Origin of the sequence: Micromonospora sp. H33 (genome assembly GCF_052068455.1) — a bacterium.
In the GTDB taxonomy this organism is placed as follows: domain Bacteria; phylum Actinomycetota; class Actinomycetes; order Mycobacteriales; family Micromonosporaceae; genus Micromonospora.
The window spans coordinates 211009-231134 of sequence record NZ_JBQHDE010000006.1 but is presented as its reverse complement, the minus strand read 5'-3'; the positions used below and the strand labels follow the sequence as shown (position 1 = coordinate 231134).

13 protein-coding genes and 1 pseudogene are annotated in these 20126 nt (G+C 70.8%); 5 read left to right on the top strand and 9 right to left on the bottom strand.

Features of this window, described 5'->3' with window-relative positions; all coding sequences use genetic code 11:
* Positions 1-175: 175 nt before the first annotated feature.
* Positions 176-1300: a non-hydrolyzing UDP-N-acetylglucosamine 2-epimerase gene (gene wecB, locus ACTMS0_RS16810; RefSeq protein ID WP_441156130.1), complete on the top strand. Its 1125-nt coding sequence runs from the start codon at positions 176-178 to the stop codon at positions 1298-1300.
* 66 nt (positions 1301-1366) lie between these two features.
* On the opposite strand, the gene ACTMS0_RS16805 is transcribed toward wecB, so the two are convergent.
* The 3 genes from ACTMS0_RS16805 to ACTMS0_RS16795 all read right to left on the bottom strand — a co-directional run bounded on the left by ACTMS0_RS16805 (position 1367) and on the right by ACTMS0_RS16795 (position 6179).
* On the bottom strand, positions 1367-3238 hold the full coding sequence (locus tag ACTMS0_RS16805; protein ID WP_441156129.1) for a polysaccharide biosynthesis protein: 1872 nt from the start codon (positions 3236-3238) through the stop codon (positions 1367-1369).
* Between the two features lie 578 nt (positions 3239-3816).
* Positions 3817-5139: a glycosyltransferase family 4 protein gene (locus tag ACTMS0_RS16800; protein WP_441156128.1), complete on the bottom strand. Its 1323-nt coding sequence runs from the start codon at positions 5137-5139 to the stop codon at positions 3817-3819.
* Between the two features lie 8 nt (positions 5140-5147).
* Complete coding sequence (locus ACTMS0_RS16795; RefSeq protein ID WP_441156127.1) at positions 5148-6179, bottom strand: SDR family NAD(P)-dependent oxidoreductase; 1032 nt, start codon at positions 6177-6179, stop codon at positions 5148-5150.
* Between the two features lie 362 nt (positions 6180-6541).
* Between ACTMS0_RS16795 and ACTMS0_RS16790 the strand changes: the two genes are divergently transcribed.
* Positions 6542-7702 carry a polysaccharide biosynthesis C-terminal domain-containing protein gene (locus tag ACTMS0_RS16790; protein WP_441156126.1) on the top strand — a complete coding sequence of 387 codons (1161 nt, stop codon included), beginning with the start codon at positions 6542-6544 and terminating at the stop codon, positions 7700-7702.
* A 143-nt stretch (positions 7703-7845) separates the two neighbouring features.
* Positions 7846-8493, top strand: coding sequence for a sugar transferase (locus ACTMS0_RS16785; protein ID WP_441156125.1), 648 nt, complete (start codon positions 7846-7848; stop codon positions 8491-8493).
* 239 nt (positions 8494-8732) lie between these two features.
* Here ACTMS0_RS16785 and ACTMS0_RS16780 read toward each other — a convergent pair whose 3' ends face one another.
* Positions 8733-9149, bottom strand: a complete 417-nt coding sequence (locus tag ACTMS0_RS16780) for a hypothetical protein (protein ID WP_441156216.1) — start codon at positions 9147-9149, stop codon at positions 8733-8735.
* A 289-nt stretch (positions 9150-9438) separates the two neighbouring features.
* Here ACTMS0_RS16780 and ACTMS0_RS16775 point away from each other — a divergent pair, with 289 nt between their 5' ends.
* The gene (locus ACTMS0_RS16775) at positions 9439-10716 is read left to right on the top strand and encodes a nucleotide sugar dehydrogenase (protein WP_441156124.1); all 1278 of its coding nucleotides are present in this window, start codon (positions 9439-9441) and stop codon (positions 10714-10716) included.
* A 91-nt stretch (positions 10717-10807) separates the two neighbouring features.
* Here the strand turns inward: ACTMS0_RS16775 and ACTMS0_RS16770 are convergent.
* Positions 10808-13268: pseudogene (locus tag ACTMS0_RS16770) on the bottom strand (Tex family protein).
* Here ACTMS0_RS16770 and ACTMS0_RS16765 point away from each other — a divergent pair.
* The gene (locus tag ACTMS0_RS16765; RefSeq protein WP_441156123.1) at positions 13267-14778 is read left to right on the top strand and encodes a deoxyguanosinetriphosphate triphosphohydrolase family protein; all 1512 of its coding nucleotides are present in this window, start codon (positions 13267-13269) and stop codon (positions 14776-14778) included. The pseudogene ACTMS0_RS16770 and the gene ACTMS0_RS16765 sit on opposite strands and share 2 nt — an antisense overlap.
* Positions 14779-14781: 3 nt before the next feature.
* Here the strand turns inward: ACTMS0_RS16765 and ACTMS0_RS16760 are convergent, their stop codons facing one another.
* The 4 genes from ACTMS0_RS16760 to ACTMS0_RS16745 form a co-directional block, all read right to left on the bottom strand.
* Positions 14782-15927: an MBL fold metallo-hydrolase gene (locus tag ACTMS0_RS16760; RefSeq protein ID WP_441156122.1), complete on the bottom strand. Its 1146-nt coding sequence runs from the start codon at positions 15925-15927 to the stop codon at positions 14782-14784.
* A gap of 124 nt (positions 15928-16051) precedes the next feature.
* Positions 16052-17236 carry a zinc-dependent alcohol dehydrogenase gene (locus tag ACTMS0_RS16755; RefSeq protein WP_441156121.1) on the bottom strand — a complete coding sequence of 395 codons (1185 nt, stop codon included), beginning with the start codon at positions 17234-17236 and terminating at the stop codon, positions 16052-16054.
* Between the two features lie 196 nt (positions 17237-17432).
* Complete coding sequence (locus tag ACTMS0_RS16750) at positions 17433-18197, bottom strand: succinate dehydrogenase/fumarate reductase iron-sulfur subunit (RefSeq protein WP_441156120.1); 765 nt, start codon at positions 18195-18197, stop codon at positions 17433-17435.
* Complete coding sequence (locus ACTMS0_RS16745) at positions 18194-20125, bottom strand: fumarate reductase/succinate dehydrogenase flavoprotein subunit (RefSeq protein WP_441156119.1); 1932 nt, start codon at positions 20123-20125, stop codon at positions 18194-18196. Before ACTMS0_RS16745 ends, ACTMS0_RS16750 begins: the two co-directional genes overlap by 4 nt.
* Position 20126: the final 1 nt, after the last annotated feature.

Below are 20126 nucleotides of genomic sequence, written 5' to 3'. Positions count from 1 at the left end.
GACATTACCGCACAACAAAGGATCAAAGTTGCAAAGGAAGCAAGACCGCCATAGATTCGATAGGCGATCAATTCCCGCGCTCGGTGGGTCGCCACCCCGCCCACGCCGGCTCGTTGGTCCAACGATCGACACTGCCGGACGGGGTGAGCCGGCCCGACGAAGGGTGTGTACATACATGACACGGGTGATGACGGTGGTCGGGACCCGGCCGGAGATCATCCGGCTGTCCCGGATCATGGCCCGGCTCGACGAGACGGTGGAGCACGTCCTCGTGCACACCGGTCAGAACTGGGACAGCTCCCTTTCCGACGTCTTCTTCAAGGAGATGCGGCTGCGCGAGCCGGACCGGTTCCTGCGTGTGGACACGTCCTCGCTGGGCCGGGTGCTGGGCGGCGTGCTGGTCGGCATGGAGGCGGCCATCGCGGAGCTGCGGCCGGACGCGCTGCTGGTACTCGGCGACACCAACAGCAGCATCGCCGCGGTGATGGCCCGCCGGATGCGGGTGCCCGTCTACCACATGGAGGCCGGCAACCGCTGTTTCGATCTGAACGTGCCGGAGGAGACCAACCGGCGCCTGGTGGACCACGTCGCCGACTTCAACCTCGTCTACAGCGAGCATGCCCGGCGGAACCTGCTCGCCGAAGGGCTGCATCCGCGCCGGATCCTGCACACCGGTTCGCCCATGCGGGAGGTGCTCGATCATTACCGTTCGGACATCGAGGGGTCGTCGATCCTGCGCCAGCTGGGGCTCGAACCCGGTGGGTACTTCGTGGTCAGCGCGCACCGGGAGGAGAACGTCGACCAGCCGGAACGGCTGCGCCGGTTGCTCGACTGTCTCCGTGCCGTCCGACAGACCTGGGGGCTGCCGGTGCTGGTCTCCACCCACCCGCGTACCCGCAAGCGGTTGGAGGCCCTGATCGACGATGCGCTCGGCCTCGACGGCATCGCCTTCCACGAGCCGTTTGGGCTCTTCGATTACGTACGCCTGCAGACGCAGGCCCGGTGCACGCTCTCCGACAGCGGCACCGTCAGCGAGGAAGCGGCCATTCTCGGCTTCGCCGCGGTGACGCTGCGGGACTCAATGGAGCGGCCGGAGGCGCTCGACGCCGGCGGCATCATCATGACCGGCGTCGAACCCGCCGGCGTGGTCGAGGCCGTCCGGGTGGCGATCGACCAGGTTGCCGTCGGCGGTGTCCCCTGTCCCGCGGACTACCGGGTGGCCGACACGTCCCGTCTGGTGGTCAACTTCATCCTGTCCACCGTGCGCCGGCACCACGAATGGGCGGGCATCCGGCGGTGAACCGGGCGTCAGGGGCCGGCGACCAGGAACTGGTCGCCGGCCCCTGAACTGGTGCCGTGCGCGTGGTCAGCGGGGCGCCGGCACCCCCGGCGCCCCGTCGATCACCCGACCGGCGGGCTGGACGCAGAGCAGGGCGAGCTGCGCGATCACCTTCTCCGCGTCGTCGTACGGGTCGAGTCCACTGACCTCCATCGGGTCGAGCGCGGGCACCGACACGTGCGAGATGAGCGGGTGCAGCGGCCGCGTATCGGTTTCGCCGCTGCCCAGCAGGTCCTCGTGCAGCTTCTCACCGGGGCGCAGCCCCGTGTAGACGATCGGCACCGAGCTGGCGGCCTGCTCGGCCATCTGCCGGGCCAGGTCGGCGATGCGCACCGGCTCGCCCATGTCGAGCACCAGGGCCTCGCCGTCGCGCCCGATCTCCGCGGCCTGCAGCACCAGCTGCACCGCTTCCTGCACGGTCATCAGGTAGCGCGTCACCTCCGGGTGAGTGACGGTCAGCGGGCGGCCCGCCTCGATCTGCCGCTGAAACGCGGTCACCACCGAACCGCGGCTGCTCAGCACGTTGCCGAACCGGACGCTGAGGAAGGTGCCGGGAAACCGCGAGGCGGCGTGTGCGGTCAGCCGCTCGGTGATCCGCTTGGAGTAGCCGAGGACACTGATCGGGTCGGCTGCCTTGTCGGTGGAGATGTTGACGAACTTGGCCACGTCGCGGCAGGCGTCCAGCACCGACAGCGTGCCCCAGACGTTCGTCTTCACCGCCTCACCTGGGTGCCGCTGCAGCAGGGTGAGGTGCTTGAGCGCGGCGGCGTGGAAGATGATGTCCGGACGGCGTTCCTGGATGATCCGCCGGATGCGCTCGTCGTCGCGCAGGTCGGCGAGGATCAGCTCCGGGCCGTCCAGCAGGGCCCGCCCGGCCAGCGACATCTGGAGGCTGTGCAGGGCGGACTCGTCGCGGTCCAGCATCATCAGCTCGCCCGGGTCGGCCTTCATGACCTGCCGGCACAGCTCCGAGCCGATCGAGCCGCCAGCGCCGGTGACCAGGATCCGGCGACCGGTAAGGCTGTTGGTGTTCAGCGGCAGGTCGGCGACGACCTGCCGGCGTCCGAGCAGATCGCTGATCTGCACGTCGCGGACGGCGGTGACGGTGATCCGGTGGTCGACCAGGTCCCGCACCGGTGGCAACACCTTGAACGCCGCACCCGTCTGGAGGGTGGCCTCGCGGATCTGCCGGATCAGCGCGGCGTCGGCGTTGGCGACGGAGAAGATCACTGTCGTGGCGCCGGTACGACGGACCGCCGCGGCGACGTCGTGCCGCCCACCGAGGACCCGTACCCCACCGATGCGCAGATCGCGCTTGTCCGGGTCGTCGTCGAGCGCGCCGACCGGCAGGTACCGGCCGCGCGGGTCGCTCAGCATGGCTCGCAGCAGTCCCTGACCGGCGTCGCCCAAGCCGAACAGCAGCACCGGCGTCGCGGACCGCACGTCCGGGCGCATGGCGAGGTCACGACGGTGCCGGTAGGTGAACCGGGCGGCGAGCATCAACAGCAGCGCGAGCGCGCCGCCGACCAGGGGTGTGCTCGCCGGTACCGGCCGGTCGGTGGACGGGAGCAAGCCGATCAGGATGATGCCCGCCGTCGTGACTGCCGTACCGGCCACCCCCTGCACCTCCTGGAGGCTGCCTAGCGGGTGCCGGCCGGAGTGGAGCCGGCGCACCGCGGCGACCGCCACGTGCAGCAGGGCGGCGAGCGCGCCGATGGCCGCGGCCCGGCTGAGCAGGCCGGGCTGGACCTCGAACTCGTACCGGGTCCAGGCGGCCCCGACGAAGCCGCCGACCCAGGCGGCGGTGTCGGTGGCGAGGAAACCGAGGGTACGCCGGCCCGCCCTGGCCCGGCGTGGCCTCTGCTCGGTACGTGCGGTGCTCCCGGTGTCCTGCGGCATGTGTTGGCTCCCGTCTGGCGACCGCTTCCGCCTGACGGCAGAAGGAGGTTCTGTTCCCTTTATCCTTGTTACATGCCGAATCGGTATTTTCGGGCGGTTTTGGGAATGCGGTCTCGCTCTGATGCCAGCAGCGGCGGACGGGTCCGCTCGGCGGGCCGGCACCGCGACAAACCCCGGCCCTGCTCGGCCTGCGTTCGCATGGGCCCCGCGGCCGATCGACGAGTTCCTGGCCGAGCGGTACGGAGCGTCGCGGGCGGTCCGGCGGGCCGTCGGACGGGCGGGCGGGCGCGGGGAGGCCCGTGTGGCCGTAAGCGCGTCGACAGCTACGGCACGCCGGCGGCGAGCCGGGTCCACCCGGTGGCGACGATCTGGCTCTGCCGCTCGTCCAAGGCCCTACCGCTGGGCAGGGCCAGCCCGCCGACGAAGAGCGCGGGCCGAGCAGGCTCTCGGCCTCGACGTCGGCCGGTTGCCGGTGCATCGGCTGGCCACACCGGCCGGGTCTCGATTTCCCGACCAGCCAGGTGGGCGGCGAGGTCGCCGCCCACCTGCCGGTCGTACCGAGGCCAGGAGACGACGAGTCATCGGGCACGCGGCATCCGCCGCCCACGGCGGCGGCGGTCTGCGGCCCTCCGTAGGAGGTCAGCCAGGGCGCCGGCGTTGATGTCTTCGCTCAGGTGGGACAGGTAGTACTCGCGACCCGCGAGGCCCATCTGGCGGAGTTGTTCGCGCGGCAGTGCGGCCGCGCGTCGGATGGCCCGAGCCAGCAGCTGCGGGTCGGCCGGTGGTGAACTGAAGCCGGCGCCGGCTTCGTGGACGACACGCGCGGCGTCGCCGGGCGCGCACGTCAGCACCGGCTGCGCGCACGCGAGGATGGACTGCACCTTGCTGGGCAGCGTCACCCGGAACAGGTCCCGGTCGGCGAGGGAGACCAGTTGCAGGTCGCCGGCGGCCATGACCGCCGGCATGCGCTCCGGTTCGACCGGATCGAGAAAGTGGACGGACGTGAGTCCCAGGTCCCTCGCGAGCGTCCGCAGCCCAGGCTTCTCGATGCCGTCCCCGACGAACACCAGGTGAACGTCCGGCAGATCACGCAGCTCGCCCATGGCGAGGACAGCGGTCGACAAGTCCTGGGCGGCACCGTGGTTGCCGGCGTACATCAGGACGAACTCGTCGGTCAGGCCCAGCCGTGCCCGCAAGCTCGGGTCCGGCTCGGCCGGCTGCATGATCTTTTCGTTGGCCCAGTTGTAGATGACCGAGACCTTGTCCGCGGGCACCCCCCGCGCCACCAGCGCCTCCCGCATCCCGGGTGATGTTGCCGTCACGTGGTCCGCCCAGCGGTACGTCTGATCGGTGAACCAGTTCAGCGCGGGCTCCGCGAGGCGCCGGGTGAGCCCGCCGGAGAGGAAGCCCGTGGCGAACACCGAGTCCGGCCAGAGATCCATGACCATCAGGACATAGGGCACCCCCCAGCGAAGCCGGGCGAGCATGCCGGCGGCCGCCGTTGTGGCCGGCGTGCTATAGACGCAGACGACGTCGGCCGACCGGAGCAAGGACGATCCGAGGATCGAGGAGGACGCTGCGAAGCTCGAGAAGTTGGCGATCCGGCCGAGTGCCGAATGATCGTGGCTCGGATAGAGCGGGGTCCGTCGGACCCGTATGCCGTCCATGATCTCCGTCGATCGCCGTACCGGCGAGTAGCCCTTGTGCACCTTCCCCGTCGGGTAATTGGGAATCCCGGTCAGGACCTCGAGCTGCAGATCCTGTCGCCTGAGGGAACGCGCGACCCAACCCGGTGTGGTGGTGGGCTCCGGGTCGAACCACTGCGTCACGAACGTGACCCGCGTCTCCGGTTCGGCCGGACGGCTTGACCGGGCCGTGCGCCAACCGTCGCCCGGCTCCATGCCTGCGGTCACCCTCGACCCGCCGAGGAGATCATCGGAACGTCCAGATGCTGCCGCACCTCGGGGAGCGTCATCAGCAGCGACATGATCTCCGGTACCCCGAGCCGCGTGGTGTTGTCGGAGGTGTAGTCCGCCCGGTGATCGTGGCTGGGGTCGCCCTGGTCGAAGTAGAGCGCGTAGTTGAGGTCGCGGCTGTCGATTGGTACGCGCAGGAAGTCGCCGAAGTCCTGTGCCCGGGCTAGCTCCTCGTGACTGGCCAGCGTCTCGTACATCTTCTCGCCGTGCCGCAGGCCGAGGATGTCGAACTTGACAGGAGCCTCGAACAGATTGCACAGAGCTGTCGCAAGATCACCGATCGTGCACGCGTCCGCCTTGCGGATGAACACGTCCCCGGGCTGGCCGTGCTCGAAGGCGTGCTCCACCAACTGCACCGAGTCGGCCAGTGACATGAGGAAGCGGGTCATCGTCGGTTCGGTGACGGTCAGCGGCACGCTGTTCTTGATCTGCTCGATGAAGAGCGGAATCACCGAACCGCGGGAGCACATCACGTTGCCGTAGCGCACAGCGCAGACGCGGGTGTGCGCCTTCGGATTGTTGCGGACGTGTGCCTGCGCCACCTTCTCCATCAGGCCCTTGGTCATGCCCATCGCGTTGACCGGGTAGACCGCCTTGTCCGTGCTGAGAAAGACGAGAGCGGACACGTCGTTGCGCTCGCAGGCGTCGACAACGTTCGCGCTGCCGAGCACGTTGGTGCGAACCGCCTCGAGCGGGAAGAATTCGCACGAGGGCACCTGCTTCAGCGCGGCAGCGTGGAACACGTACTCGACCCCCCGGGCCGCCTTGGAGACGGCATCGATGTCTCGGACATCGCCCACGTAGAACCGGACGCGGTCGTCCCGCAGCCGAGTACGCATCGCTTCCTGCTTGGCCTCGTCCCGGCTGAGGACGCGGACCTCGGCGGCGCCGGCGTTCAGCAGCCGGGCAACCATCGTTTGGCCGAACGAACCGGTTCCTCCGGTGATCAGGACACGACGGTCCACTAGTGACGACGGCACATCTCCTCCTTCTGTCCACGCCTAGGTGCGGACGGTGTGGGTAGGTCGCCCGATGCACGAACATATAGGCGTAAGTGGGCTTTGAGAGGTTGAATGGCCGGATTATGTCGAACTGAGCGTTCCTCGACTTTCCATCCCGTCTCGCGCTGTCTGGAGCATGCTCCGGGGATCTGGGAGGTTTTCGACTTCGTTGGGTGGTTCTGCGATATCTTGTCTTCGGGTCACCCGTGGACCGGGCGGGACGCTCGAGGTGGCGGTGACCCGCCCCGTCATCACCATGCGTGCCGTGCCCCGGCGCCCACCGCGGGTCCTTCAGGTCAGCGAGATCGGCTACAGGAAGTGAGAGAGTGACAATCCGCTCCACGGAGTCGTGCGCCGCCGGGCGACAACTCGCCATCACCGGGGCCGGTGGTTTTCTCGGCTGGCACGTGCGAGTCCTGGCCCACGCGCTGGGCTGGCCCGAACCTGTGGTCATCAGCCGGGCGGAGCTGTCCGACGCAGACGTCTTGGCGGCCCGCCTCGACGGTGTCGACCGTGTGCTGCACCTCGCTGGGGTGAATCTTGGCGAACCGGCCACGGTTGCCGCGGGAAACGTCGAGTTGGCGGCCGCGCTGGTGCGGGGATTGCGCCGTTGTGCCGTCCCACCCGGGTCGGTGGTCTTCGCCAACTCGGTGCTGGCCGGGGACGGGACTCCCTACGGTGACTCGAAGGCTGCGGCCGCGGCTACCCTCGCCCAGGCCCGGGCAGACCTCGTGGACGTCCGGCTGCCCAATCTCTACGGCGAACACGGCCGTCCATTCCGCAACGGCGTGACGGCGACCTTCTGCGGGCTTCTCGCCGATGGGCGCGTGCCCGAAGTGCACCAGGATCGAGAACTCACCCTCGTGCACGTCACCGACGCTGCTGCGCGCCTCATGGACGCCCCTCATCGGGGCCCGTGGAACGCCACGATGCCGGGCCTGCGCATCAGTGTGAGCGCGCTCGCGGAAGTGCTGACCGGGTACGCCACCAGCTACGAGCGGGGCGAGATCCCGTCACTGCCCGACCGGCACGCCGTGCGGCTCTTCAACACCTACCGTTCCCACCGCCTTCCGGACAGGTATCCGATCCCTGTGTCCCGCCACTCCCATGGCGCCGGGGACGTCGACGAGACGCTCCTCGCTCACGGCGCGCCCGGACGGGTCGAATCCGCGACCATCCGATCGGGCCGGAGCCGTGGGGGGCACTTCCACATGGCGACGGTGAAACGCGTGTGCGTGGTCCGGGGGGACGCCGAGGTCCTTCTCCGTCGGGTCGGTCACCAGGACGCGATCCGGCTCCGAGCCGGCGACGACCGTCCGTGGGTCATCGACGTACCCACGATGTGGGCATACCGGATCGTGAACACCGGAACGACCGAACTCGTCACGTTCAGCTGGACGAACGAACCGTACGACGTCGTCCGCCGAGATACATACCCGTCACCCGCCGAGCAGGCGGAGCCGGTACCGGCGGTGGTGACGGCGTGAACCTGCTGTCCCCGAACTCCTCGGAGGTGTGATCCATGCTGCCCGAATTGAAAGTCAAGGAGTATGGACGGGCGACCGCCGACCCGCCGGCCCCGCCCCGGTGGCCCGGCCCGGGCCCACGTCCGTACGACCGGGTCAAGCGTGTGCTGGATGTGTTGGGCGCCCTGCTTCTCCTCATTCTCACCGCGCCGTTGATGCTCGTCGTCGCGGGCGTGATCCTGGCGACGCTCGGTCGGCCGGTCCTGTTCCGGCACGCGCGTCCCGGGCGGAACGGTGAGCTGTTCCAAATGGTCAAGTTCCGCACCATGCGCCATGTTGATCCGACCCGGGGGTTGGTCGCCGACGCCGACCGGCTGACGAAGGTCGGTAGGTGGCTCCGGGCGAGCAGCCTCGACGAACTGCCCGAGCTGTGGAACGTGCTTCGCGGTGAGATGAGCCTGATCGGTCCGCGTCCGCTGCTCGTTCGTTACTTGGACCGGTACACCCCGGCGCAAGCCCGTCGTCACGAGGTCCGTCCGGGACTTACCGGGCTGGCGCAGGTTCGCGGCCGGAACAGCCTGACCTGGGAGAAGAAGTTCGAACTCGACGTCGAGTACGTCGACAGTCGCTCCTTCCTGCTGGATCTGCGGATCCTGGCCGCCACGGTCAAGGTGGTGCTCTCCCGGCAGGGCATCTCGGCGCCGGGCGTCGCCACCGGATGCGAGTTCCTTGGCAGCGGGGATCGGGCGAGTGCGGCCTCGACCGCGAGGGCCAGCTTCCGGGAGGACGAGATTCCGTTGCTGCCGACCTGAGGTGGCCGCTGCGGTTCGCCTGCGCGCCATCGCTCATGCTGGCGGAGCAGGTCATGCAGCGGCAGCGACTCCCCGTCACGTGCGCCTTCGCCGATCACGAGCGGTGCCTTGGCAGCCGCGCGATCGCACCCCAGCAGCCGTGCCCGCAGGCTGGCCTCCTCTCCCCGCGCCGGACCAGTCGTCGGCAGTCGTCGACCTGCTGGCCGGGTGGCGGCCGACCCGGCGGCGGCCGCTCGGGGTCAGTCCCCGGCGTCGCCGTCGGCCAGCCGGCGGGCGAGCAGGGTGCGCAGCGGGATCGACTCACCGTCCCGGCCGCCCGCGCCGATGACCAGCGGCGGCGGGCTGGGCTGCGGGTCCGCCCCGAACAACCGGGCGCGCAGGCCGCCCGGCACGGTCAGCAGGTGGAACCGTCCGTCGACGTCGACCGCCCGGGTCCGGGCCCGGTCGACGTACCAGCCACGCAGCCGGGTGCGGTAGTGGCCACGACCGTCGTACGACCGGGCGGTGAGTCGCTCCGGCCGTAGCCCGCGCCGGTCGGCCTCTGCGACGAACCAGGCGATCAGGTCCGCGGCCTCGGCCTGCTCGGCCGCGCGGCGGCGCTCGTCGGCCGCCGCGTGCACCCGCACCGCCCGCCGCTGCCGTTCCCGCCAGTCCATGCCGTCGTCCTCACCCACGACCGCGACGGTACGCCCCGAGCCCCCGCTCGGCGCGGCCTGCCGCTGCGCCCGGCCTGCCGCTGCGCGGGACTCACCTGCTTGGCCGCCTCGTGCGTCGCTTGGCGTCGTTCCTGGGCCGCGTCGTGAGTTAGAGACCGATGACAAGCGGCCTCACGCGCTGCACCAGATTGGGGTCGACCTGCCCGCCGCCACCAGACCCGATATCTGCAAAACGGACTCTGCGTATCAGATATGCCTTTAACCTCCAGAAGAGGCCGTTTCTCCATCTATGCAGGAGCCCCGGGTGAGCGCTGAGAAGTTGGTCGTGATCGGCCAGGGATACGTCGGTCTGCCGTTGGCCGTACGGGCCGTCGAGGCGGGTTTCAAGGTGATCGGCCTGGACGTCGACTCCGACCGCGTCAAGCGGCTCGCCTCTGGCGAGTCGTTTGTGGAGGACATCCCCGCAGATCGGCTCGGGCGGGCGCTTGGCAGCGGCCGGTACCACCCGAGCACGGAGTACGCCGACGCCGAGGGCTTCGACGTGTGCGTGATAACGGTTCCGACCCCGCTTCGTGACGGAACCCCTGACCTGAGCTATGTGGAACAGGCCGGCACAGGGATCGCGCCGTACCTACGGCCCGGCTGTGTGGTGGTGCTGGAGTCAACCACCTATCCGGGAACCACGGAAGAGTTGCTCCGCCCGCTGCTGGAGTCTGCGAGCGGATTGCGCAGTCCCGACGACTTCCATCTTGGCTACAGCCCGGAGCGGATCGACCCGGGCAACCGGACCTGGCGGTTGGAGAACACCCCCAAGGTGGTCTCCGGCATCGACGCGGCGTCCCTGTCCCGGGTGGACGCGTTCTATCGAAGGCTCGTCACCCGCACCGTTCCGGTCGGCTCTACCCAGGTGGCCGAGCTGACGAAGCTGATCGAGAACACCTTCCGGCAGGTGAACATCGCCTTGATCAACGAGTTGGCGATGCTCTCCCACCATCTCGATATCGACGTTTGGCAAGCTATCGAGGCCGCAGAGACGAAGCCCTTTGGGTTCATGCCGTTCCGGCCCGGCCCCGGTGTCGGGGGGCACTGCCTGCCGATCGACCCCTGCTACCTGTCCTGGCAGGTCAAGCGGCGCCTCGGCAGACAGTTCCGCTTCATCGACCTGGCCAACGACGTCAACCACGAGATGCCCGAGCACGTGACGCAACGGATCATGGCCGGACTCAACCGGACCGGCCGCGCGGTCAGCGGAGCCCGGTTGCTCCTGCTCGGCCTGGCGTACAAGAAGAACACCGGCGACATGCGCGATTCACCCGCCGTCGACGTGGCGGAGCGGCTGCGCGACCTCGGCGCGGACGTTCGCGCCGTCGAGCCGTACGCCGAACCGCACCACATTCCCGGCGGGGTGCTGGTGGTGAAGCTGACCGAGCCGGAGGTTCGAGCGGCGGACGCGGTGGTCGTGGTCACCGACCACGACGTCTTTGATTACGACATGGTGGCCAGACACGCGCGCTACGTCTTCGACACTCGCAACCGCTGCTCCGGCGCGGTAGTCGAGCGCCTGTAGGAGTTCCTCTGCCGGGTCCCGTCGCCCTGTTGTCGGCGACGGGACCCGGCACTGGCCTCTCCTCAGGTGGTCCTTGTTGCTGCGCGATCCCTCACGCCAGGCCGGCCCGGCGCAGTGCGTCGGCCATCGCGTTGTTGGCCGGTGGCGTGGCACCACTCGGGCCCTGCCGTGGCTGCCCGCCGCGTCCGCCCTGCCCGCCCTGGCTACCGCGCCCCGCACGGTCGCCGCGCGGGCCACCCCGCTCGCCGCGCGGGCCACCCCGCTCGCGGCGCCCGCCGTCGGCGCCACCGCCGGCCGCGTCGGCGTCGTCCTCCAGTCGTAGCGTGAGGGAGATCCTCTTGCGTGGTACGTCGACGCCGAGAACCTTCACCTTCACCACGTCGCCGGACTTGACCACCTCGCGCGGGTCCTTGACGAAGGTGCGGGACATCGCCGAGACGTGCACCAGCCCGTCCTGGTGCACCCCGACGTCGACGAACGCCCCGAACGCGGCCACGTTGGTGACCACGCCCTCCAGGACCATGCCGGGCCGGAGGTCGCCAATCGTCTCCACGCCCTCAACGAACGTGGCGGTGCGGAACTCCGGCCGCGGGTCGCGGCCGGGCTTCTCCAGCTCGCCGAGGATGTCGGTGACGGTCGGCAGGCCGAACGTGTCGTCGACGAAGTCGGTGGCCCGCAGCCCGCGCAGGATCGCGCTCTTCCCGATGATCGACCGCAGGTCCTGCCCGGTGGCGGCGAGGATCCGCCGCACCACCGGGTAGGCCTCGGGGTGCACGCTCGACGAGTCGAGCGGGTCGTCGCCCCCGGGGATCCGCAGGAAGCCGGCGCACTGCTCGAACGCCTTCGGCCCGAGTCGGGCCACCTTTTTCAGGTCGGCCCGGGTGCGGAACGGCCCGTTGGCGTCCCGGTGCAGCACGATGTTCTCCGCCAGGCCGGCGCCGATGCCGGAGACCCGGGTCAGCAGCGGCGCGGAGGCGGTGTTCACGTCGACGCCCACCGCGTTGACGCAGTCCTCGACCACCGCGTCGAGCGACCGGGACAGCTTCACCTCGGACAAGTCGTGCTGGTACTGCCCGACCCCGATCGACCGCGGGTCGATCTTCACCAGCTCGGCCAGGGGATCCTGGAGGCGGCGGGCGATGGAGACCGCGCCGCGCAGCGACACGTCCAGCCCCGGCAGCTCCTGCGCCGCGTACGCGGACGCCGAGTAGACCGACGCGCCGGCCTCGGAGACGACGATCTTGGTGAGGTTGAGCTGCGGGTGGCGCTTCATCAGGTCACCGGCGAGCTTGTCGGTCTCCCGGCTCGCGGTGCCGTTGCCGATCGCCACGAGCTCCACCCGGTGCGCGGCGGCCAGCCTCGCCAGGGTCTCGATGGAGGCGTCCCACTGCCGGCGCGGCTCGTGCGGGTAGATGGTGTCGGTGGCGACCACCTTGCCGGTGGCGTCGACGACGGCGACCTTCACGCCGGTCCGCAGGCCCGGGTCCAGACCCATGGTCGGGCGGGCGCCGGCCGGCGCGGCGAGCAGCAGGTCGCGCAGGTTGGTGGCGAAGACCCGGACGGCCTCCTCCTCTGCCGCCTGCCACAGCCGCATGCGCAGGTCCGCGCCGAGGTGGATGAGGATCCGGGTACGCCAGGCCCAGCGCACCGTGTCGGCCAGCCACTTGTCGGCCGGACGCCCCTGGTCGCTGACCCCGAAGCGGCCGGCGATGGCCGCCTCGTACCGGGTCGGGCCGCTGACCACCGCGTCGGAGTCGCCCTCCGGCTCCGGGTCCATGGTCAGGTCGAGCACACCCTCCTTCTCGCCCCGGAACATGGCGAGGATCCGGTGCGAGGGCAGCTTGGGGTACGGCTCGGCGAAGTCGAAGTAGTCGGCGAACTTGGCGCCGGCGGTCTCCTGGCCCTCGCGTACCCGGGACACGAGCCGGCCCCGCGACCACATCTGCTCGCGCAGCGTGCCGATGAGGTCGGCGTCCTCGGCGAACCGCTCGATGAGGATGGCGCGTGCGCCGTCCAGCGCGGCGGCGGCGTCGGCCACCCCCTTGTCCGCGTCGACGAACCCGGCGGCCGTCTCGCGGGGGTCGCGCGTCGGGTCGCCGAGCAGCGTGTCGGCGAGCGGCTCCAGGCCCGCCTCGCGGGCGATCTGCGCCCGGGTCCGCCGCTTCGGCTTGTACGGCAGGTAGATGTCCTCCAGGCGGGACTTCGAGTCCGCCGCCATGATCTGCGCTTCCAGGGCCTCGTCGAGCTTGCCCTGGCCGCGGATCGACTCCAGCACCGCGGCGCGCCGCTCGTCCAGCTCGCGCAGGTACCGCAGCCGCTCCTCCAGGGTGCGCAGCTGCGTGTCGTCGAGCAGGCCGGTGGCCTCCTTGCGGTAGCGGGCGATGAACGGCACGGTCGCGCCGCCGTCGAGCAGCTCCACGGCCGCGCGTACCTGGCGCTCGGCGACGCCGAGCTCGTCGGCGATCCGCTGATGAACAGAGAGGGTCACGATCTCGATCCGCCTTCACGAGTAGTTTCCGCCGTGCATTCTGCCGGGCTACCGTGGCGATCATGGAACCACCTGCGGAACCCCGGGCGCGCCGCCTCTTCGGGGGCAGCGCGCGGGCGCTGGGCGACCTGGCGGCCAGTCCGTTCCGGGCCGACCGGGACCGCATCGTCGCCTCGCCCTTCTTCGCCCGCCTGAACGGGGTGACCCAGGTGGTCAGCCCCGGCGGCTCGGGCCTGCTGGTGCACAACCGGCTCACCCACAGCCTCAAGGTGGCGCAGGTGTCCCGGGCCATCGCCGAACGGCTCACCGCCGACGACCGGCACCGGGACCTGCTGGAGAAGCTGGGCGGCTGCGACCCGGACGTCGTGGAGGCCGCCGCGCTCGCCCACGACCTCGGCCATCCGCCCTTCGGGCACCTGGGGGAGCGGGTGCTGGACCGGCTGGCCCGCCAGCGCCTCGGGCTCGCCGACGGGTTCGAGGGCAACGCCCAGTCGTACCGGATCGTCACTTCCACCGAGATCCGCGGCGCCGCGACCACCGGCCTGGACCTGACCGCGGCGGTCCGCGCGGCGATGCTGAAGTACCCGTGGACCCGACTGGACCACCCGGACCCGCACCCGCGGCTGCTCGAGCCGGCGCCGCGCGGCGCCGCTCCGCCGCCCGACGACCCGGCCAGCGGGTCGACGAAGTTCGGGGCGTACCGCACCGAGGTCGACGACCTGCGCCAGGCGCGGGAGCCGTTCGCCGGGCGGATCGCCGACTGGCAGCAGACCGTCGAGGCGTCGGTGATGGACACGGCCGACGACATCGCGTACGCGATCCACGACGTGGAGGACTTCTACCGGGTCGGGGTGCTCCAGCAGGGTGCGGTCGCCGCCGAGCTGACCGCCTGGCAGCGGGAGAGCGGGAGCCTGCGGGCGATCACCGGACAGGCCCTGACCACCGCCGCCCGCCGGCCCGGCTCGGCGATCGAGCGGCTGCGCCGCCAGCTGCACCGCAAGGACGCCTGGGTCGCCGACGACGACGCGTTCGCCGCCGCGGTCGAGCACGTCCGCGAGGAGCTGGTGGACGGGCTGCTGGCGGTGCCGTTCGACGGGTCGATCGAGGCCGAGCAGTACGTGGCCCGCTTCTCCGCCCGCTGGACGACGCGCCTGGTCGACGCGATCCGGGTGGTGGAGGCGCCCTCGGTGCGCTCGGGCCACGTGCTGCTCGCCCCGGTGCAGTGGCACGAGGTGCAGGTGCTCAAGTTCGTGCACCACCGGTTCGTGCTGGCCCGGCCCGACCTGGCACTGCACCAGCGCGGCCAGGCGCGGCTGCTCGGCACGCTGGTCGAGGCCCTGCTGGACTGGCTGCTCGATCCGGAGGAGGAGTCGCGGCTGCCGCGCCGCCTGCACGACCTCGTCGAGCTGGCCGAGGCGGAGCTGCACCCGCGGACGCCGGACCGGCTCGGCAAGGCGCGGGGCCGGGCGATCATCGACTTCGTCGCGCAGCTCACCGACGGCCAGGCGGTGGCCATGCTGGACTCGCTCTCCGGCCGCTCGGGCGCCCTCTGGACCGACGCCTTCGTCCTCTGAGCGTCAGGCGACCGCCTGCCACCAGCCGTCCACCGGCGGCGGGTCGTCCACCACCACCCGCTCGCCCGGGCGGGGAACCGCCAGCCGCACGTCCCGGGCCTTCGCCTCCGCCCAGAGCCGGTCCACCGGCTCGGACCAGTCGTGCAGGGCGAGGTTGAACGTCGCCCAGTGCACCGGGATCAGCAGACCGCCCTGCAGGTCCAGGTGAGCGGTGACCGCCTCCTCCGGGAACATGTGGATGCTCGGCCAGGCCCGGTCGTACGCGCCGATCTGCATGAGCGTCACGTCGAACGGCCCGTACGCGGCACCGATCGCCGCGTACCCGTCGAAGTAGCCGGAGTCGCCGGTGTAGAAGACGCTCCGGTGCGCGCCGGCGATCACCCACGAGCTCCAGAGCGTGCCGTCGCGGCGCAGGCCTCGGCCGGAGAAGTGCTGGGCGGGGGCGGCGGTCATCGTCAGGGCCCCGACCTGGTGGCTTTCCGACCAGTCCAGCTCGACGATCCGGTGCGCCGGCACGCCCCACCGCTCGAGGTGGGCGCCCACGCCGAGCGGCACCACGAACGGCGCGTCCTGGCGGGCGGTCAGCTCCCGCACCGTGGCGAGGTCGAGGTGGTCGTAGTGGTCGTGGGAGATCAGGATCGCGTCGACCGGGGGCAGCTCGTCGAGGCGTACCGGGGGCTGGTGCAGCCGCTTCGGCCCGACCAGCGTGGACGGGGAGCAGCGGTCGCTCCACACCGGGTCGACCAGCACCCGCCGCCCCTCGATCTCGATCAGCGCGGACGCGTGCCCGTACCAGATGACGTTCAGCTCCCGCACCGCGTCGCCCGCAGGCGGGTCGGCGGGCCGCAGCAGCGGCACGGCGGCGGTCGGGTGGCGCTTCTGCTTGCCGAAGATCAGCTCGCGGATCAGGTTGCGATCCGGCGCGCCGGCCATCGACCGGCTGCTCGCCGGGTTGCGGAAGGCGCCGGCGCGGTACTGCGGCGAGCAGGCGGCCCGCTCGGCGCGGGCGCCGGTCAGCCGGCCGCCGAGCGCCAGCGGGACGTCCCGCACCGCCCAGGCGAGGCCGGCCAGTGCCGCCAACCCGACGGCTCCGCGCACCCGCCGCCCGACGGGCGTGCCCCGATCCCCGCGCTTCGCTGGTGCCGCCATCGCCGTCCCTCCGCCGAGTCCCGACGTACACGGTAGCCCGACGTGGTAAGAGGGGGCCGGTGCTCCAGCTGAGGCGTCAGGAAGGGATCCTTTCCCGACCCCAGGCGCCGGCGCAGCGCGCCGCTCACGGCGCGAGCACGACCTTGACGCAGCCGTCCTCCTTCTTCTGGAACATCTCGTACGCCCGCGGCGCGTCCGCCAGCGGCAGCCGGTGGGTCCGCAGGTCCTCGACGCCCAGCGGGTCGTCGTCGCCGGAGAGCAGGGGGATGATCTCGTCGGTCCACCGGCGGACGTGGCACTGCCCCATCCGCAGCTGGACGCCCCGGTCGAACATCTCCATCAACGGGAGCGGGTTGACCTCGCCGCCGTACACCCCGGAGATCGAGATCGTGCCGCCGCGCCGGACGGCCTTGAGCGCGGCCTTGAGGACGACCAGCCGGTCCACGCCCACCTTGTCGGTCATGGTCTGGGCCAGCTTGTCGGGCAGCAGGCCGGCGGCGGCCTGGGCGAGCTTGCCGGCGGGCGCGCCGTGCGCCTCCATGCCGACCGCGTCGATCACCGCGTCCGGTCCCCGGCCGTCGACCAGGTCGATCAGCGCGCCCGGCACGTCGTCGAGTTCGCTGACGTCGAGCACCTCGACGCCGTGCCGGCGGGCCATCTCGAGGCGCTCCGGCACCAGGTCCAGGCCGATCACCCGGCCGGCGCCGAGGTGCCGGCCGACCCGCGCGCAGAACTGGCCCACCGGGCCGAGCCCGAAGACGGCGAGGGTGCCGCCGGGCGGCGTGTCCGCGTACTTCACCGCCTGCCAGGCGGTGGGGAGGATGTCGGAGAGGTAGAGCCAGCGCTCGTCGGGCCCGGTCTCCGGGACCTTGATCGGGCCGAACTGGGCGTGCGGCACGCGCAGGTACTCCGCCTGCCCACCCGGCACCGAGCCGTAGAGCTTCGTGTAGCCGAACAGCGCCGCGCCCTTGCCCTCGGCGGTCACCTGGGTGGTCTCGCACTGTGCGTAGAGCTGGCGGTCGCACATCCAGCACGAGCCGCAGGAGATGGTGAACGGCACCACCACCCGGTCACCGGGCTTGAGCCGGGTCACGGCGGGGCCGATTTCCTCGACGATGCCCATCGGTTCGTGGCCGAGCACGTCGCCCGGCTTCAGGTACGGCCCGAGGACCTCGTAGAGGTGCAGGTCCGAGCCGCAGATCGCGGTGGAGGTGATCCGGATGACCGCGTCGGTCGGCTCCTCGATCCGGGGGGCGGGCACCTCCGCGACCCGTACGTCCCGCTTGCCCTGCCAGGTCAGCGCCTTCATGTCCCGGAATCCCCTCTCGGCGTCCTCCCGAAGGTGCTACCCGCGTGCGCCCACTTGAACCGACCCGCCCGCCGCCCGCGCCGGCGCACAGTCGGCGCGCACCTACACGGAAAGAGTGGCTATCCGACGTCGGATAGCCACTCTTTCCGTGAAGGAGGTGATGTGGTCCGGGGCGGGCGGGCGGGCCCCGGCCCGGTCAGGAGCCGGGGGTGTTGTCGCTCCGCTTGGCGGTGGCCGCGAGGTAGTCGCGGTTGAGCCGGCCGATGGTGTTCAGCGGGATGCCCTTCGGGCAGACCACCGTGCACTCACCGGCGTTGGTGCAGCCGCCGAAGCCCGCCTCGTCGTGCGCGTCCACCATGCCGATCACCCGGGTGTAGCGCTCCGGCTGGCCCTGCGGCAGCAGCGAGAGCTGGGTGACCTTGGCGGCGGTGAAGAGCATGCCGGAGCCGTTCGGGCAGGCCGCCACGCAGGCGCCGCAGCCGATGCAGGCGGCCGACTCGAAGGCGGCGTCGGCGTTGGCCTTGGCGACCGGCACGGAGTGTGCCTCCGGCGCGCTGCCGGTCGGGGCGGTGATGAAGCCACCCGCAGCGATGATCTTGTCGAACGCGTTGCGGTTGACCACCAGGTCCTTGATGACCGGGAAGGCCCGGGCCCGCCACGGTTCGATGTCGATCGTGTCGCCGTCCTTGAACTGCCGCATGTGCAGCTGGCAGGCGGTGGTGCCGCGCTGCGGCCCGTGCGCGTTGCCGTTGATCATCAGGCCGCACATGCCGCAGATACCCTCGCGGCAGTCGTGGTCGAACGCCACCGGCTCCTCGCCGGCGAGGATCAGCCGCTCGTTCAGCACGTCGAGCATCTCCAGGAACGACATGTCCGGAGACACGTCGTCGACCTGGTAGGTCACCATCCGACCCTTGTCCTCAGGGCCCTTCTGGCGCCAGATGCGCAGGGTCAGGTTCACTTGTAGCTCCGCTGCGTGGGGTGGACGTATTCGAACTTCAGGTCTTCCTTGTGCAGCACGGGCTGCTCGGCGCCGTACTCCCAGGCCGCCACGTACGCGAACCGCTCGTCGTCGCGCTGCGCCTCGCCGTCCGGGGTCTGGTGCTCGGCGCGGAAGTGGCCGCCGCAGGACTCCTCGCGGTGCAGGGCGTCGATGCACATCAGTTCGGCCAGTTCGAAGAAGTCGGCCACCCGGCCGGCCTTCTCCAGCGACTGGTTGAGCCCGTCGCCGTCGCCGATGATCCGCACCCGCTGCCAGAACTCCTCGCGCAGTGCCCGGATCTCGTCGATCGCCTTGCGCAGCCCGGCCTCGGAGCGCTCCATGCCGCAGTGCTCCCACATGATCTGGCCCAGCTCGCGGTGGAACGAGTCGACCGTGCGGTCGCCGTTGACTGCCAGCAGCCGCTGGATGCGGTCCTCGACGTCGCGCCGCGCCTGGACCGCCGCCGGGTGGCTGCCGTCGACCTTGTCGAACGGGCCGGCCGCCAGGTAGTTGGCGATGGTGTTCGGCAGCACGAAGTAGCCGTCGGCGAGGCCCTGCATGAGCGCGGAGGCGCCCAGCCGGTTCGCGCCGTGGTCGGAGAAGTTCGCCTCGCCGATCACGAACAGGCCGGGGATGGTCGACTGGAGGTCGTAGTCGACCCACAGGCCACCCATCGTGTAGTGCACGGCGGGGTAGATGCGCATCGGGACCTCGTACGGGTCCTCGCCGGTGATCCGCTCGTACATCTCGAAGAGGTTGCCGTACTTCGCCTCGATGGCCTTGCGGCCGAGCCGCTTGATCGCGTCGGCGAAGTCCAGGTAGACGCCGAGCCCGCCCGGGCCGACACCGCGGCCCTCGTCGCAGACGTTCTTCGCGGCCCGGGAGGCGATGTCCCGCGGCACCAGGTTGCCGAAGGAGGGGTAGATCCGCTCCAGGTAGTAGTCCCGCTCGTCCTCGGGGATGTCCCGCGGGTCGCGGTCGTCGCCCTTGGCCTTCGGCACCCACACCCGGCCGTCGTTGCGCAGCGACTCGCTCATCAGGGTCAGCTTCGACTGGTGGTCGCCCGAGACCGGGATACAGGTCGGGTGGATCTGCGTGTAGCAGGGGTTGGCGAAGTACGCGCCCTTGCGGTGCGCCCGCCAGGTCGCGGTGACGTTGCAGCCCTTGGCGTTGGTGGAGAGGTAGAAGACATTGCCGTACCCGCCGGAGGCGAGCACGACAGCGTCGGCGAACTCCGTGGTGATCTCGCCGGTGACCAGGTCCCGGACGACGATGCCCCGGGCCTTGCCGTCGACGATGATCAGCTCCAGCATCTCGTGCCGGGCGTTCATCTCCACGTTGCCGAGGCCGATCTGCCGCTCCAGGGCCTGGTACGCCCCGAGCAGCAGCTGCTGGCCCGTCTGGCCCCGGGCGTAGAAGGTGCGCTGCACCTGGGCGCCACCGAACGAGCGGGTGTCCAGCAGGCCGCCGTACTCGCGGGCGAACGGCACGCCCTGCGCCACGCACTGGTCGATGATGTTGACCGAGACCTCGGCCAGCCGGTGCACGTTCGACTCGCGGGAGCGGAAGTCGCCGCCCTTGACGGTGTCGTAGAAGAGCCGGTGCACCGAGTCGCCGTCGTTGCGGTAGTTCTTCGCGGCGTTGATGCCGCCCTGCGCGGCGATCGAGTGCGCCCGGCGCGGGCTGTCCTGGTAGCAGTACGACTTGACCTGGTAACCCTGCTCGGCCAGGGTCGCCGCGGCCGAGCCGCCGGCCAGGCCGGTGCCGACCACGATCACCGTCATCTTCCGGCGGTTGGCCGGGTTGACCAGCTTCGCTTCGAAGCGGCGGCGTTCCCAGCGGGTCTCGATGGGGCCGTCGGGAGCCCTGGTGTCGGCGACCGGGTCGCCTTCGGTGTAGAGATCCATG